The following is a 14642-nucleotide window of genomic DNA, read 5'->3' as shown; positions in this document are numbered from 1 at the left end:
CCCGAGGGAGTGAACGCGGTCGCTGGGGCGCGGAACGGTATATGGCGCGAAACGGACACGGAGGCTTAGGGAGGTCTAGACAACAAACAAGGCCCAGGTCGCTGACCTGGGCCTTCGCTATGGAGCGGGTGACGGGTATCGAACCCGCGCCCTGAGCTTGGGAATCGCGGGGCGTTCGGTACGAAACGCCCCCTCCGGCCCGTAGGCCAGAGGGGACGGACTTGCGTTTCGCATCCGTTTCGTGGACTCGGGCGGTGAGGCGCGCCGGGTGGGGGCGCCCCCGCTTGGCCTAGCCGTCCACCTCGTACTGCCCCACCTCACGGAAGTGGCGCAGGGTCTCCGGGGAGCCGTCGTCGAGGGCTGCGTTGGCTGCGGCGCGGAGGGCATCGCTGATGTCCGGGTTCGCGAGCATGCGAGCTATGTAGACGGCGTCGTCCTCGGCTTGGGCCAGTCGGTAGCCGGTCTCCAGCCAGGCGCGCATCTCCTCCGGGGAGTCGTTGTCGAGGAGCTTGTTGGCCTCCTCGATGACTCGCTTGTCACTGTTCCGCGTTGCCGCGTAGAGGATGCGGGCGATGGCGACCCGGTCGTCCTCGGCCTGGGCCAGTCGGTAGCCGGTCTTCAAGAAGGTGCGCATGTCATCCACGGTGCCGTTGAGGGCCTCATTGGCCTCTCGGACGACCGCCCGGCCGCTGTCCTCGTCCGCCAGGATGGCGGCGATCGCGGCCCGCAGTTCGTCCTCCGACATCTCGTCCACCGCGGTGTCTGACGTGGCCGCCACGGTCGTGGTGGTGGTCACGGCCGTGGCGGTGGTCACGGCCGCCGAACCGTTGGCAAACGCCGGGGCGGTGAAGAGGAGGGCTGGGGTCAGGGCGGTGGCCACGACGAGCAGAGCGGCACGCGTCGGTCTCATGAATATATGCCTCCGTGTTCGAACTTCAGGTATGCAGATGATCAGCCATGCGCGCGAAAATCGCATAAGGAATCGGTTATTCCGGAAAACCGGACAGCGATGTGGAGCTGTACCAGATCGCGCTGTATCTGAAGGCGTTCGAACGGCTGCGCCCCTCGTCCGGCCCGAAAACCAGACGAGGGGGCGGGGGCGGACCGGCTTATGATCCGGCCGTGGACATCCCCGACAGACTCATCGGACTCCAACGCGCGGCCGACGCCGAGCGCCCCCAGGCGGTCGGGGCGTGAGCACCCTCGCGGCCCAGGGCATCAGCACCAGGCGGCTGGACCTGCTGCCGCTGCACGTCGGGCACGCCGAGGAGATGGCCACCGTGCTCTCCGACCCGGCCCTGCACCTGTTCATCGGCGGCGCTCCGGACACCCCGCAAGCCCTGCGCTCGCGCTACCAGCGCATGACCGCGGGCTCGCCCGATCCGGACGTCTCCTGGCTGAACTGGGTGATCCGGCTCCGTGACGTGTCCTGTCTGACGGGCACCGTCCAGGCGACGGTCAGCCCCTCCGGCCACGGGCCCGTCGCCGAGATCGCCTGGGTGGTGGGGACCCCGTGGCAGGGAAGAGGCATCGCCACCGAAGCGGCCCGAGGGCTTGTCGACTGGCTCGGCCGGCAGCCGGTGCACACCGTCATCGCCCACATCCACCCCGAACACCGGGCATCCGCCGCCGTCGCCGGCGCCGCCGGACTCACCGCCACCGACGAATGGCGCGACGGCGAGATCCGATGGCACCGGAGCATCGGACGATGACGTCGCCGATCCGCGGCGGATCTTGTCGGCACCCGGCCTCGGCTCACGACGCCCGCATGCCGCCGTCGACGGAGAGAACCACTCCGGTGACGTAGGAGGCGCGGTCGCTCAGCAGCCAGGCGGCGGCCTCGGCGACCTCCTCGGGTTCGGCGGCGCGGCGCAGTGGGGTGCGCGCGTTGAGCTGGTCGATCACGCCCGGCGATGCCGCTTCCCAGCCGCGCATCATCTCGGTCAGCGTGGTGCCGGGGGCGATGGCGTTGACGCGGATGCCTTCCGGGCCGTAGGCGACGGCGGCCGACTCGGTGAGGCTGTGGACACCCCGCTTCATCGCGCTGTACGCGGGCAGTACGGGGTTGCCCCTCCAGCCGCCGACGGACGAGGTGTTGACGATGGCGCCCGTGCCGGCGGTCGCCCTGATCGCGGCGACCTGAGCGGCCAGGGCCAGCCAGACGCCCTTGAGGTTGACGCTGTACTGCTCGTCGAAGTCCGCCTCCCGCGCCTGGTCCATCGGGCCGATCCGCCGCGTGCCGAGCGCCCCGTTGTTGAAGGCGACGTCGAGTCGGCCGTACGCCTCCACGGTGCGGTCGACGGCGGCGCGCACGCTGGTCGCGTCGGCCAGGTCGCACACCGCGTACTCCGCGGTGCCGCCCGCCGCCTGGATCTGTTCGGCCACCGCTTCGAGCTGGGCCTCCGTGCGGGCCGCGAGCAGGACCCGGGCGCCTTCCCGGGCGAACAGCCGTGCCGCGGCGGCGCCGATGCCGCGGCCGGCTCCGCTGATGAAGGCGACCTTGTCGGCCAGCAGGCCCTTGCCCGCCAGCAGGCCCTTGCCCGCCAGCAGGCCCGAGGCGGCGGGGGTGGTGTCGGTGGTGCGGGTGTTGTCCATGCCGACGAGCCTGTGTCCGGCCGCGCACCTCATCCAGGCACCGGCGGTACCTGGATCGGCTCCGCCGGCCCCGTGCACAGTGGAGTGCATGGACAGACGTGAGCTGGCCGGCTTCCTGCGCAGCAGGCGCGAGCGGATCACCCCCGCCGATGTGGGGCTGCCCGCCGGGCCGAGGCGTCGTACCCCGGGGCTGCGGCGCGAGGAGGTGGCGCAGCTGGCGTACATCTCGACCGAGTACTACACGCGGCTGGAGCAGGCCCGTGGCCCGCGCCCCTCGCGCGAGGTGCTGGCCGGTCTGACCCGTGCCCTGCGCCTGTCGGACGCCGAGCGCGTCCACCTGCACTACCTCGCCGGCGCCCCGCCCGCCCCGCCGGCAGGACCGTCCCGCGAGGTGCGCCCGAGCATCCTGGACCTGCTGCGGCGGCTCCCGCACGCCGCGGCACTCGTCCTGTCCGCGACCTACGAGGTGATCGCCCACAACGACCTGGCGGCCGCACTCCTGGAGGACTTCTCCGCCCTGCCCCGGCACGAGCGCAACTTCCTGCGCCGTACCTTCCTCGATTCGGGCGCGGGGGAGCGGCAGTGGTACAGCCGGTCCGGCATGGACATTTTCGGACGTACCGCGGCCCGGCACCTGCGGGCCGCCGCCGCCCGCTACCCCGACGACCCCGAAGTGGCCACCCTGGTGAGGGATCTGCTCACCGGCAGCGCGGAGTTCGCCCGGCTGTGGGACGCGTACGACATGTCGGTCGAACCCGCCCCGCACAAGACCTTTCGGCACCCCCTGATCGGTCCCATCACGCTCAACTGCGATGTCCTGGACATCACTGACCGGGACCAGCGAGTCGTGATCTACACGGCCGATCCCGGCTCCCCGGCGGAGGAGGCTCTGCGGCTGCTGTCGGTGATCGGCACACAGCGCATGGACGTACCCGGCTGAGTGCGGACGGTCTGGTGACGTCGTTGGTCGAGCTGATCTCGCTGCCCCAGATGCTCGAGCTCGCTGCCGCGCATGGTCATCTGGCCGACGATCCCGAGGCGTTGGCGGCCGAAGATGCCCGTCGAACGCACCGTGGCAAAATCAGCGGGTGCAGATCGGGATGCTGGGGCCACTCGAGGTTCGCACGGACGACGGCGGGCTGGCCGACGTGCCGGGTGCGCGGCTGCGCGGACTGCTGGTCGCCCTTGCGCTCAGGCCGGGTCAGGTGGTCCCGAAGGCGTCGCTGGTCGACTGGATCTGGGGAGAGCATCCGCCCGCCGATGCGGCGAACGCCCTGCAGCGCCTGGTCTCCCGGCTGCGGAAGGCGCTGCCGGGCGGGGCGATCGAGGGGCAGCCGGACGGCTATCGGCTGATGGTGGAGCCTGGCGCCGTCGACGCCGTGCGGTTCGAACGGCTCGTCGTCGCGGGTCAGGCCCGTGCCGAGGACGAGTCTCGGCGGGTGCGGCTGTTGCGCGAGGGCCTTGAGCTGTGGCGCGGTGCGGCCATGCAGGACGTCGGTTTGCGGGACAGCGCCGCGTTCGACGCCGCGGTCGTACGGCTCGAGGGGTTGCGGCTGACCGCCACGGAGGAGCGGGCCGAGGCGGAGGTCGCCCTCGGGCGCGGTGCGGAGCTGGTCACGGAGCTGACCGACCTGGTGGCCGCGCACCCGGTGCGGGAACGGCTCGTCGGCGCGCTGATGCGGGCCCTCGCCGCGTCCGGTCGGGACAGCGAGGCGCTGCAGGTGTACCAGCGCGCGCGGGAAGCCCTGGCCGACGCGCTGGGCGTCGATCCCTCGCCGGAGCTTGCCGCGTTGCACGTCGCGCTGTTGCGGGGCGAGCTGGGGCGGCGGGAGGAAAGGCGGGACGAACGGCGGGCGGAAAGGCGGACGGAACGGCGGGAGGAGACGCGGGCGGAACGGCGGGACGAACGGCGGGAGGGAAACCGTAAGAGCAACCTGCGCGCCGAGCTGACCAGCTTCGTCGGCAGGGGCGCCGATGTCGCCGCGGTCCGCGGGCTGATCGCCGAGCACCGGCTCACCACCGTGATCGGGCCGGGCGGTGCCGGAAAGACCAGGCTGGCCACGGAGACCGCGCGCACGCTGCTCGGCGAGGGCGAACTGCCGGACGGGGCCTGGCTGGTGGAGCTCGCCGCCATCGGCGCGGACGGCGACGTGGCGCAGTCGGCGCTCGCCGGGCTCGGCCTCCGGGACGCGCTGCTCGGCGCGGCCCCGAACGCGGAGCTGACGGACCGGCTCATCGCCGCCGTCCGCGAGCGGGAGGCGCTGCTGATCCTGGACAACTGCGAGCACGTGATCGAGTCGGCGGCGGTGTTCGCCCACCGGGTGCTCGGGGAGTGCCGGCGGCTGCGGATCCTGGCGACGAGCCGGGAACCGCTCGGCATCACCGGGGAGGCGCTGTGGCCGGTCGAGCCGCTGGCCCTGCCGGAGGGGGACGCGGGCCCGGGCGAGATCGGGTCCTCGCCCGCCGTCCAGCTGCTGCGGGACCGGGCCGGGGCGGTGCGCCGGGGCCTCGCGGCGGACGCCCACACGCTGGCGACGATGGCGCGGGTCTGCCGGGCGCTGGACGGGATGCCGCTGGCGATCGAACTGGCCGCGGCCCGGCTGCGCACCATGTCCGTCGATCAGCTCGCCCACCGGCTCGACGACCGGTTCCGCCTGCTGACCAGCGGCAGCCGCACCGCGCTGCCACGGCACAAGACGCTGCGCGCGGTGGTCGACTGGAGCTGGGAGCTGCTCACCGACGCCGAACGGAGGGTGTTGCGAAGACTCTCGGTGTTCTCGGGCGGGGCGAGCCTGGAGGCGGCCGAACGGGTCTGCGCGGGCGACGGAGTCGAGCCGGAGCAGGTGCTGGAGCTGCTCACCGCGCTGACCGAGAAGTCGCTGCTGGTCGCCGAGGGCGGCGGCGCCCCGCGCTACCGCATGCTCGGCACGATCAAGGAGTACGCCGGGCACCGGCTCGCCGAGGCGGGGGAGTCGGACCTGGCGCGCCGTGCGCATCTCGCCCACTTCACCGAGCTCACCGAGACCGCGGAGCCGCGTCTGCGCCGCGCCGAGCAGCTGGAGTGGCTGGCCGTGCTCGAGGCCGAGCACGACAACATCGGCGCGGCGATGCGCGGCGCGCTCGCGGCGGGCGAGGCGTGGGCGGCGATGCGGCTCGCGGCGGGCGCGGGCTGGTACTGGTGGCTCGGCGGGCGCAGGACCGAGGGCCTGGAACTGCTCACCGCGGCCACCAGGACACCCGGGGAGGTGCCCGACGACGTACGGGCCATGGTGTACGCGCTGATCGTGCACTTCGTGACCTCCGGGCGGAGCGACGAGCGCCAGGCCGCGAAGTGGATCCACGAGGCGCACCGGCTCAGCCGGCGCGGCCACCACCACCCGGGGGTGAAGTTCATCGCGGTGCTGGAACACATGCTGCGGGCGCCCGAAGCGGCCCTGACCGCGTTCGCACCGATGCTGGACGACGAGGACCCTTGGGTGCGCGCGCTGGCCCGGTGGCACATGGGCAAGATGCGGATCATGTTCGGGCGAGACGGGCGAGACGGGCGAGACGGGCAGGAGGGCCGGGACGGCCGGGAGGGGCAGAACCAGGACGGGCAGAACCGGCCGGATGGCCAGGACGGCCAGGACCGGCAGGACGGCCGGGACGGCCAGGACCGGCAGGACGGCCCCACCGCGGAGGCCTACCTGGAGGCGGCGCTCGCCGAGTTCCGGGCGCTCGGCGAGCGGTACGGGATCTCGCTCGTCCTGACCGAGCTGGCGAACCTGCTCGCCGTACGCGGCGACTTCGCCGGTGCGTGCGAGCACTACGAGCAGGCGATCGCGGTCGTCAGCGAGGTCGGTGCCACCGAGGACGTCATCCGGATGCGGTCGCGGCAGGCGCAGCTGTACCGGCTGCTGGGCGACGAGGACGCCGGCGCGGCCGCCATCGCCGAGGCGCGGCGGTGCGCGGAGCGGGTCACCTGGCCGGACGCGCTGGCCGAGCTGGCCTTCGCGAGGGCGGAACTCGCCCGGTGGGACGGCGACGCCGAGGAGGCACACCGGCAACTCGGCCTCGCGACGGCCATGCTGGGCGACGAGGCGGAGCGGGCGGAGATCCGCGCGGCGACGCACGATCTGCTCGGCTACCTCGCCAACGACCTCGGCGAGGCCCGGGCGCACCGCGCGGCGGCCTGCGAGGCGGCGTCCGAGGTGGGACACGCGCTGCTGATCGCGTACGTGCTCGTCGGGGTCGCGGACCTGGCACTGCGCCGCGACGAGCATGAGCAGGCCGCGCGGCTGCTCGCGGCGAGCACGGCCGTACGCGGGCGGCGGGACCACGCCCACCCGGACCTGGCCCGGATCGAGCGGGCCGCGCGGTGCCGCCTCGGCGACGCGAAGTTCGCCGAGGCGACCCGGGACGGGACGCGCATAGGCTGGTCCCAACTGGTCGAGGTCACGCTCGCTTCCTGAACGTGGCGACCGCCCACACGTACCCGACGAGCGCGAACCCGACGCACCAGGCGACGGCCGCGAACGCGTCGCCGGTCGACGGATGGCCGCCCGACAGCAGCCCGCGCAGCGTCTCGATGATCGGGGTGAAGGGCTGGTACTCCGCGAACTGCCGCACGCCGGCCCCCATCGTGTCCGCGGGCACGAACGCGCTGCTCAGGAACGGCAGCATGATCAGCGGCACGGTGGCCATGCCCGCCGACTCCACGGTCTTCGCGGCCAGGCCCATGGCGACCGTGAGCCAGCTGGTGGCGAAGGCGAGCAACAGCATGAGGCCGATCACGGCGAGCCACTGGAGGAAGCTCGCGTGCGGACGGAACCCCATCGCGAAGCCGACGCCGACGATGACCGCGTCGGCGATCAGACTGCGCACCGTGGTGGAGACGACATAACCGGCCAGCACGGCGCCGTGGGAGACGTCCATCGCCTTGAACCGGTTGTTGATGCCCTTCGTCATGTCGCCGTTCACGGCCGCCGCGGTCGGGCCCAACCCGTATGTGATGGCCATGACGGTCAGGCCCGGCACGGCGTAATCGACGTACTCGCCCGTGACCTTGAAGGCGCCGCCGAAGACGTAGACGAACATCAGCATCATCACGACGGGGAACAGGACCGCCTGGAAGACCGTGACCGGATTCCTGACCGTGTGCTTGAAGTTGCGACGCAGCATGATCGCCGCGTCGCCGAACGACGTCGAGACAGTGCTCATTCCGCGATCGCCTCCGTGGTGGCGTGTGTGGTGTCCGCGGCCTGTGTGGCGTGACCGGTCAGGGCGAAGAAGACGTCATCGAGGTCCGGTGTGTGGACCGAGAACTCATCCGCGGTGATCGTGTGCTCGTCGAGCTTGTCCAGCAGGGCCCGCAGCGACGTCGAGTCACCGTTGCTGGGCACCCGCAGGGTCAGCTCCTGGTCGTCCCGCGTGGACCCGGGCAGGGCCCCCGCCGCCGCGTCGAGTTCGCGGAGACCGGCGAACCGGAGCCGGACGTGGGTGCCGGGGACCTGGCGCTTGAGCTCCTCGGAGGTGCCCTGGGCGACCAGGCGGCCCTGGTCGAGCACCGCGATCCGGTCGGCGAGCTGGTCGGCCTCGTCGAGGTACTGGGTGGTGAGGAAGATGGTGGTGCCCTCGGCCACCAACTCGCGGACGATCCCCCACATCGCGCGCCTGCTGCGCGGATCGAGACCCGTCGTCGGCTCGTCCAGGAAGATGATCCGCGGGTTGCCGACCAGCGTCATCGCCAGGTCAAGCTTCCGGCGCATACCGCCCGAGTAGGTCGCCGCCATCTTGTCCGCCGACTCCGCCAGGTCGAACCGCTCCAGCAGCCGCCTGACCACCTGGTCGCCGGAGCGCACGCGCTTCAGGTCCGCCATCAGCTGCAGGTTCTCCCGGCCCGACAGCAGCTCGTCCACGGCGGCGAACTGACCGGTCACGCCGATGACCGCGCGCACCTCCTTGATCCCGGTCACCACGTCGTGCCCGGCGACGCGCACCGTCCCGGCGTCGGCCTTCATCAGCGTCGTCAGAACGTTCACCGTCGTCGTCTTGCCCGCCCCGTTCGGGCCGAGCATGGAAAAGACCGATCCCGCGGCGACCTCGAAGTCGATGCCGTCGAGCACGACTTTGTCGCCGTATGTCTTGCGCAGCCCTGAAACCGCGATTGCCGAACTCTTCATGTCCAACACGGTCCCGGCCGGGCCTGACACCCGGCTGTCACGCCCCTGACACGGGTACTGACACGGATCCTGACACGGGCCCTGACACGGCGTTGTGCCTCAACAGGCCGGCGCGGAGGTCAATAGGTGAAGCGACGTACGGTCTCCGGGTGGATGACGAGACGAACCTGCTCGGTGGCCAGGATCCCGGCGAGGTCGTCGGCGCGGACCGGGTCGTCGAGATCCCAGTAGCGAGCGGCCAGACGGGTGCACAGCTCGTGCGCTCCCTCGGGTTCCACCGTGGTGCGGCCGGCGACCGACAGCCAGCGCTCGCGTTCACCCACGGGGGCGGCGACGACGATCGAGGCGCGGGGGTCGCGGCGCAGGCGCCGCACCTTGACCGAGTCCGGGGCCGTGAACAGCTGGATCGTGCCCTCGGCCGTGGCCTCGAACCACACCGGTCGGGGCTGCGGCGGAACCGGTCCCTCGGCCACGGACAGGAATCCGTGCAGGGGGCGTCGCAGGAACTCGAGGTCCTGGGCGGTCAGCGAACTGGTGTCGTTGCTCATGGCGTCGATTGAACACGGCCGACTCGGACGAACCCATAGGTGAAGAGCCGGATCGCCTGTGTATTCGTCTAAACTCGCCGGGGTGGACGCGTTCAGTGACCTGATCCGCGGGGTGCGAGCCCACGGCTCGTTGTTCGGCAGCTCGACCCTGTCCCCGCCCTGGGCACTCCACTTCGTGGACGGCGCGCCGCTGCCCCTGTGCACCGTCCTCACCGGGGCGGGCTGGATCGTGCCGGAGCGCCGTCCACCCGAGCCGCTCCGCGCCCGAGAGACGATCGTCGTACGCGGCCCCGGGACGTTCACCTTCGTCGACGAGGTCGGTACCCGGGCCGAACCGATCGCCTGCGGCGAGCACTGCGCGACGCCTGAGCAGGGCGGGACCAGGCACCGTCGCGGCTGGCACGACGACGGCGGGGACATGGGTAACGGGGACGACGGTGGCGGGGGCGCCGGTGGCGGGGGCGCCGGTGGCGGTGCGACGACCCTGATCGTCGGCGCCTATCCCGTACGCGGCGAGATCAGCCGCCGGCTGCTGGACGCGCTGCCCGTCGTGTTGCGCGTGGACGCGGGCGGCACGGCCGACCCCGTGCTGGACCACCTCGCCGCCGAGGTCGCCGTCGACACGCCGGGCCAGCAGGTCGTCCTCGACCGGCTGCTGGACTGGATGCTGGTCTGCACGCTGCGCGAGTGGTTCGACCGGCCCGGCGGTGAGCCCCCGGCCTGGTGGGCCGCCCAGCGGGACCCGGTGGTCGGCCACGCGCTGCGCCTGCTGCACGCCGAACCGGCGGCGCCCTGGACGGTCGCCGCGCTGGCGGAACGCACCGGGGTGTCGCGTTCGACGCTGGCCAAGCGGTTCGCCGACCTGATCGGCGAACCGCCGCTGACCTACCTCACCCGCTGGCGCATGACGCTGGCGGCAGATCTCCTGGTCGAGCGGGAGGCGGCGACCGTCGCGGACATCGCCCGCACCGTGGGCTACTCCGATCCGTTCGGATTCAGCGCGGCGTTCAAACGGGTCCGAGGCATCAACCCGAGCGACTTCCGCCGCACCGCGACCGCCCCCTGAAAGACGCCGGAACGACGGTTCGACTCAGCCCCGGTGGACTCGGGCTCGGACCCAGCCGCGTTCATCGATGAGCGGCCAGCACTGCCGCGAGGCCTTCTTGCAGATCCTTGACGAAATACTCGGGAACCTCCAGCGACGGGAAATGTCCCCCGCTTTCGGGCGCCCGCCATCGGACGATCTGTCGGTACCGCTCCTGTGCCCAGGGGTGCGGACACTTCTCGACGTCGCGGGGATACATAGTGAGTGCTGACGGGACGTCGACCCGAAGTTCGGGATCGAGCGAGTTGTGGCTTTCGTAGTAAATGCGGGCCGCCGATGCGCCGGTCCGCGTCAGCCAATACAGGGTGACGTCGTCAAGAACGCGGTCTCTGGAAATCGTCTCGAACGGGCTGTCTTCCGTGTCTGACCACTCGGCGAACTTGTCAAGAATCCAGGCGAGAAGCCCGACCGGTGAGTCGACGAGCGAGTAGCCGATGGTCTGCGGTCGGGTCGCCTGCTGCTTCGCGTACGCCGCGCGGTGGCGCCAGAAATCGCGGGTTTCCTCGACCCATGTGCGCTCGATCGCCGTAAGCCCGTCCGTTGTCAACCCGGGCGGTCCCTCCGCGAACGTTGTGTGGATGCCGAGAACGTGCGCCGGGAACCTGCCGCCGAGGACCGTGGTGATATTGCCTCCCCAGTCGCCGCCGTGGGCCACGAACGTGCTGTAGCCGAGCCTTCCCATCAGTTCCACCCATGCGGCCGCGATCTTTTCGGTTCCCCACCCGGTGGTGGCCGGCTTGTCGCTGTAACCAAAGCCTGGTAGCGACGGGACCACGACGTGGAACGCCGGCGCGTCCGCGTCTTTCGGATCCGCCAGCTCGTCCACTACGTCGATGAACCGAGCAATGCTGTCTGGCCAGCCGTGCGTCAAGATCAGAGGAGTGGCATCCGTGCGCGCGGATCGGCGGTGCAGGAAATGGATTCCCAGATCATCAATGGTCGTGCGGAACTGGCCGATCCGGTTAATGCGCTCTTCGAACGACCGCCAGTTGTACCCGGTGCGCCAGTAGTCCACGACGTCGGTGAGGTCGGCGAGCGGAACGCCCTGTTCCCATCGGCGGGGGCCGGGCGCGGCGCGATGGACCGTCTCGGCTTCCGGTAGCCGCGCCGCGGCCAATCGCGCGCGCAGATCGTCGAGGTCAGCGTCAGTCGCGTGGGCTTCAAACGCTTGCACGTCGCTGGGCATGAGACCTCCTGGTCATCGTGGAACCGGCTTGGACCTGCAGCGAACCGGCTAAGGCGGTTCTAGCATGCCTCGATGCCGACGAGCAACCGGCTAAGGTGGTTCCATGCATGCTCGGTTCCCTGACTTCCGTCTCGGTAAGGTGCTGGCGACCAGCTTCACGGCGACGCTGACGGAGCGGTGTGGCAACGCCGTGGAACGCATTCCCACGCCGCGGCGACTCGTCGACTGGCTGGCGGTGAGTGGCCTCGCCGTGGAGTCCTGCACCACCGCCCAGCTCGAACTCGCCTGGGAACTGAGGGAATCAATTCACGCCGCCTTGACGGCGGCCGCGACCCAAGACCCTCTCCCCGCGTCTGCTGTCCAAGTCATCAATGACCGCAGCATTCAGGGGCGGGCCGCGGCTGTTCTGACGCCCGAGAACAATCGGCAATGGCGACTTAGCTCGGCTTCCTGTGTAGAAGATGCGCTAAGCGTTATCGCCGCCGACTCGATCAGCATCCTCGCGGGTGAACGAGACGGAAAATTGGCCTTGTGCGCATCGCCAACCTGTCGAGCCGCCTTCTTCGACACCAGTCAAAGTCGTACCCGCAAATGGTGCGAAATGAATACGTGCGGGAATCGTCAGAAGAAGGCACGCTTCAATGCCAACAAGAGCAAAAACCCCGAATCGGCAAAGTGATGTCCGACATCACCGCGCGCACAGCCGGTCCAATGCCGACTGGCTCTCATCGTCCGCGGCGCGGTAGATCAGCAACCGCTGGTCCGGATCTTGAAGTGGCATCAGCACTTCGAAATGCAGTGCGAGCGCACCGACGTCAGGACGCCGTATCTCCTTGTGCCCGCGGCCGTTGACCTTGACGTCTCGCTCGGCCCACAAGCGCGCGAACTCCTCGTCATGCGTGGTGAATTCTGCGATGAGGCCGGTCAGCGCCTTGTCCTCCGGATGCGCGGCCCACGCGGCGCGCAGATGGGCGATTCCCTCCCGCACGACGCGTTCGCGGTCGACGTAGAACTCACGTATCTCCGGATGCATCAGACACAGCCACATCGCATTGCGCCGCGCCGGCGGCAGGGTGTCGAAATCCAGGAGCAGCCTCGCCATTTCGTCGTTCCAGGCCAGGATGTCGTAGCGGTGGTTCATCAGCATGGCCGGCAGCGGCGACAGGTCGGCGACCAGCCGGGCCAGCGTCGGCTCCGCGGTGGTGGCGGGCGCGTCGGCGGTGCGGGGGCGGCGCTGCTGTGCCAGGTCGAAGAGGTAGGCGCGTTCGTCGGGGGCCAGGCGCAGCGCCCGGGACAGCGCCTCCACCACGTCCGCCGAGGGCCGCAGCCCGCGGCCCTGCTCCAGCCGCACGATGTAGTCGATGCTGACCCCGGCCAGTTCGGCGACCTCTTCGCGGCGCAATCCCGGGGTCCGCCGGAACCCTCGACGCGACGGCAAGTCGAAATCGTGCGGGTCCAGGCGTTCGCGCCGGGTCCGCAGGAACGCGGCCAGCTCCTGGGTCGCGTCCACGGTGCGGGTCGTCATGTTCGATCCAACAGCCAGGGTGGGACTGGTGTTCCCAGGAACTTCCTTCCCTTATCCCCGGCTCCCGGTGGTCACAGGCTTGTTTTCGGCAACGGATCACAAGCACAGGAGGACACGATGTCGCTCACCCTCGATACCTACCGGCTGCTGGGCCGCTCCGGGCTGCGGGTCTCACCGCTGGCGCTGGGCGCGGCGACCTTCGGCACCGAGTGGGGCTGGGGCGCCGAGCGGGAGGAGGCGCGCAAGCTGTTCGACCTCTACGTCGAGCGCGGCGGCAACTTCATCGACACCGCCAACACCTACACCAATGGCAGCTCCGAGCGCCTGCTGGGCGAATTCACCCGCGACAACCGCGAAAGCCTGGTGCTGGCGACGAAATACACGACGCTGCGCCGGCCCGGCGATCCGAATTCCGGGGGCGCGCACCGCAAGAGCCTGTTCGCGTCGGTGGAAGCCAGCCTGCGACAGCTGAATACGGACTACATCGATCTGCTCTATCTGCACGTGTGGGATTTCACGACGCCGGTCGAGGAGATCCTGCGTGGCATGGACGATCTGGTCCGGCAGGGCAAGGTGCTGTACGTGGCGATCTCCAACGCCCCGGCCTGGCAGGTGTCGCGCATGCAGGCGATCGCCGATCTGCGCGGCTGGTCGCCGCTGGTCGCGCTGCAGATCGAATACAACCTGATCGAGCGCACGGGGGAACGTGACCTGATCCCCATGGCACGCGAGATGGGGCTGGGTGTGGTCCCGTATTCACCGCTGGCCGGCGGGGTGCTCACCGGCAAGTACGGCCGCGACGACCTGGCCGCGGCGAACGTCGCGTCCGGCGACGGCACCCGCAAGGGCTTCAACTTCGCGTTGGGCGCGGTCACCGAACGTAACCTCGCCATCGCCGACGTCCTGAAGGAGGTCGCCACGGAACTGGGCCACACCCCCGCCCAGGTCGGGCTGGCCTGGACGCTGCGGAACCCGGGCGTGACCGCACCGATCATCGGCGCCCGCACCCCCGCGCAGCTGGAGGACAACCTGGGCGCCCTGGAGGTCGACTTCACCGCCTCCCAACTGGCCCGCCTCGACGAGGCCAGCGCGATCGAACTCGGCGCCCCGCACGGTCTGCTCGCCAGTGACCACATCCGCAATGTGACCAAAGGCGACCTGAAGATCGAACCCCGCCGGTGATACCCGATCCGGTGTGTCGCTATCAGGATTCGGCAGGCCGGGGCACGATGCTCACCGCGCGGTAGTCGTACCCGTCCTGTTCGAAGCCGGGGGCTTCCCATGTGAGGTCCACCTGCTGTCCGGGCGACAGCGTGCGGAGGCCGGTCATCTGGATGTCGGAGAAGTGGCCGAAGCAGCCGCCGGGAGTCTCGGGGGAATCGAGCACGCCCCACCCCTCCTCGTCGCTCCACTCGCGGACAGTGGCAATCACCATGGGATGGACCCTACGGGCCCGGTCCGGCCGCGTCTCCGTATTTATATCGTCCGCGCGCCCGATGCCGCGTTCCAGGGGCGGGCGCCA

At 70.4% G+C, this 14642-nt stretch carries 15 protein-coding genes; 7 read left to right on the top strand and 8 right to left on the bottom strand.

Going from position 1 to position 14642, the window contains the following annotated elements:
• Nucleotides 1–289 precede the first annotated feature (289 nt).
• Entirely contained in the window at nt 290–910 is a 621-nt protein-coding gene (locus IEJ02_RS02875; protein ID WP_191063213.1) for an ALF repeat-containing protein, read from the bottom strand.
• 101 nt (nt 911–1011) lie between these two features.
• Here IEJ02_RS02875 and IEJ02_RS02870 point away from each other — a divergent pair, with 101 nt between their 5' ends.
• Both IEJ02_RS02870 and IEJ02_RS02865 read left to right on the top strand, forming a co-directional pair.
• Nucleotides 1012–1197, top strand: coding sequence for a hypothetical protein (locus IEJ02_RS02870; protein ID WP_191063212.1), 186 nt, complete (start codon nt 1012–1014; stop codon nt 1195–1197).
• A complete protein-coding gene (locus tag IEJ02_RS02865; protein WP_191063211.1) occupies nt 1194–1712 on the top strand; it encodes a GNAT family N-acetyltransferase in 519 nt (172 codons plus the stop codon). Before IEJ02_RS02870 ends, IEJ02_RS02865 begins: the two co-directional genes overlap by 4 nt.
• A 43-nt stretch (nt 1713–1755) precedes the next feature.
• On the opposite strand, the gene IEJ02_RS02860 is transcribed toward IEJ02_RS02865, so the two are convergent.
• On the bottom strand, nt 1756–2595 hold the full coding sequence (locus tag IEJ02_RS02860) for an SDR family NAD(P)-dependent oxidoreductase (protein ID WP_191063210.1): 840 nt from the start codon (nt 2593–2595) through the stop codon (nt 1756–1758).
• An 88-nt stretch (nt 2596–2683) separates the two neighbouring features.
• Between IEJ02_RS02860 and IEJ02_RS02855 the strand changes: the two genes are divergently transcribed.
• Together IEJ02_RS02855 and IEJ02_RS02850 are read left to right on the top strand one after the other, a co-directional pair.
• Nucleotides 2684–3535: a helix-turn-helix transcriptional regulator gene (locus tag IEJ02_RS02855; RefSeq protein WP_191063209.1), complete on the top strand. Its 852-nt coding sequence runs from the start codon at nt 2684–2686 to the stop codon at nt 3533–3535.
• 148 nt (nt 3536–3683) lie between these two features.
• Nucleotides 3684–7046 carry an AfsR/SARP family transcriptional regulator gene (locus IEJ02_RS02850; protein WP_191063208.1) on the top strand — a complete coding sequence of 1121 codons (3363 nt, stop codon included), beginning with the start codon at nt 3684–3686 and terminating at the stop codon, nt 7044–7046.
• Here the strand turns inward: IEJ02_RS02850 and IEJ02_RS02845 are convergent.
• The 3 genes from IEJ02_RS02845 to IEJ02_RS02835 form a co-directional block, all read right to left on the bottom strand.
• Nucleotides 7030–7794, bottom strand: coding sequence for an ABC transporter permease (locus tag IEJ02_RS02845; RefSeq protein ID WP_191063207.1), 765 nt, complete (start codon nt 7792–7794; stop codon nt 7030–7032). The two genes, IEJ02_RS02850 and IEJ02_RS02845, sit on opposite strands and share 17 nt — an antisense overlap.
• Complete coding sequence (locus IEJ02_RS02840; protein WP_191063206.1) at nt 7791–8756, bottom strand: ATP-binding cassette domain-containing protein; 966 nt, start codon at nt 8754–8756, stop codon at nt 7791–7793. Before IEJ02_RS02840 ends, IEJ02_RS02845 begins: the two co-directional genes overlap by 4 nt.
• Nucleotides 8757–8875: 119 nt before the next feature.
• Complete coding sequence (locus IEJ02_RS02835) at nt 8876–9304, bottom strand: pyridoxamine 5'-phosphate oxidase family protein (protein ID WP_191063205.1); 429 nt, start codon at nt 9302–9304, stop codon at nt 8876–8878.
• 82 nt (nt 9305–9386) lie between these two features.
• Between IEJ02_RS02835 and IEJ02_RS02830 the strand changes: the two genes are divergently transcribed.
• Entirely contained in the window at nt 9387–10370 is a 984-nt protein-coding gene (locus tag IEJ02_RS02830; protein WP_191063204.1) for a cupin domain-containing protein, read from the top strand.
• 61 nt (nt 10371–10431) lie between these two features.
• Here IEJ02_RS02830 and IEJ02_RS02825 read toward each other — a convergent pair whose 3' ends face one another.
• Entirely contained in the window at nt 10432–11595 is a 1164-nt protein-coding gene (locus IEJ02_RS02825; protein WP_191063203.1) for an epoxide hydrolase family protein, read from the bottom strand.
• A gap of 103 nt (nt 11596–11698) precedes the next feature.
• Here IEJ02_RS02825 and IEJ02_RS02820 point away from each other — a divergent pair, with 103 nt between their 5' ends.
• Entirely contained in the window at nt 11699–12274 is a 576-nt protein-coding gene (locus IEJ02_RS02820; RefSeq protein WP_191063202.1) for a CGNR zinc finger domain-containing protein, read from the top strand.
• Nucleotides 12275–12283: 9 nt separating this feature from the next.
• On the opposite strand, the gene IEJ02_RS02815 is transcribed toward IEJ02_RS02820, so the two are convergent.
• Entirely contained in the window at nt 12284–13120 is an 837-nt protein-coding gene (locus IEJ02_RS02815; protein ID WP_191063201.1) for a helix-turn-helix transcriptional regulator, read from the bottom strand.
• A 117-nt stretch (nt 13121–13237) separates the two neighbouring features.
• Between IEJ02_RS02815 and IEJ02_RS02810 the strand changes: the two genes are divergently transcribed.
• The gene (locus IEJ02_RS02810) at nt 13238–14302 is read left to right on the top strand and encodes an aldo/keto reductase (RefSeq protein ID WP_191063200.1); all 1065 of its coding nucleotides are present in this window, start codon (nt 13238–13240) and stop codon (nt 14300–14302) included.
• Nucleotides 14303–14324: 22 nt separating this feature from the next.
• On the opposite strand, the gene IEJ02_RS02805 is transcribed toward IEJ02_RS02810, so the two are convergent.
• Entirely contained in the window at nt 14325–14555 is a 231-nt protein-coding gene (locus IEJ02_RS02805) for a cold-shock protein (protein ID WP_191063199.1), read from the bottom strand.
• Nucleotides 14556–14642: the final 87 nt, after the last annotated feature.

Source organism: Streptomyces sp. 5-10 (genome assembly GCF_014712245.1).
Taxonomy (GTDB): domain Bacteria; phylum Actinomycetota; class Actinomycetes; order Streptomycetales; family Streptomycetaceae; genus Streptomyces; species Streptomyces violaceusniger.
The sequence above is the reverse complement of the archived record's forward strand: the minus strand, read 5'-3'. Positions and strand labels throughout refer to the sequence as shown.

Coding starts and splice junctions, on each gene's coding strand:
- IEJ02_RS02810 (WP_191063200.1), top strand. CDS start 13,238: ATGTCGCTCACCCTCGATACCTACCGGCTGCTGGGCCGCTCCGGGCTG.
- IEJ02_RS02840 (WP_191063206.1), bottom strand. CDS start 8,756: ATGAAGAGTTCGGCAATCGCGGTTTCAGGGCTGCGCAAGACATACGGC.
- IEJ02_RS02815 (WP_191063201.1), bottom strand. CDS start 13,120: ATGACGACCCGCACCGTGGACGCGACCCAGGAGCTGGCCGCGTTCCTG.
- IEJ02_RS02825 (WP_191063203.1), bottom strand. CDS start 11,595: ATGCCCAGCGACGTGCAAGCGTTTGAAGCCCACGCGACTGACGCTGAC.
- IEJ02_RS02855 (WP_191063209.1), top strand. CDS start 2,684: ATGGACAGACGTGAGCTGGCCGGCTTCCTGCGCAGCAGGCGCGAGCGG.
- IEJ02_RS02845 (WP_191063207.1), bottom strand. CDS start 7,794: ATGAGCACTGTCTCGACGTCGTTCGGCGACGCGGCGATCATGCTGCGT.
- IEJ02_RS02860 (WP_191063210.1), bottom strand. CDS start 2,595: ATGGACAACACCCGCACCACCGACACCACCCCCGCCGCCTCGGGCCTG.
- IEJ02_RS02835 (WP_191063205.1), bottom strand. CDS start 9,304: ATGAGCAACGACACCAGTTCGCTGACCGCCCAGGACCTCGAGTTCCTG.
- IEJ02_RS02820 (WP_191063202.1), top strand. CDS start 11,699: ATGCATGCTCGGTTCCCTGACTTCCGTCTCGGTAAGGTGCTGGCGACC.
- IEJ02_RS02805 (WP_191063199.1), bottom strand. CDS start 14,555: ATGGTGATTGCCACTGTCCGCGAGTGGAGCGACGAGGAGGGGTGGGGC.
- IEJ02_RS02875 (WP_191063213.1), bottom strand. CDS start 910: ATGAGACCGACGCGTGCCGCTCTGCTCGTCGTGGCCACCGCCCTGACC.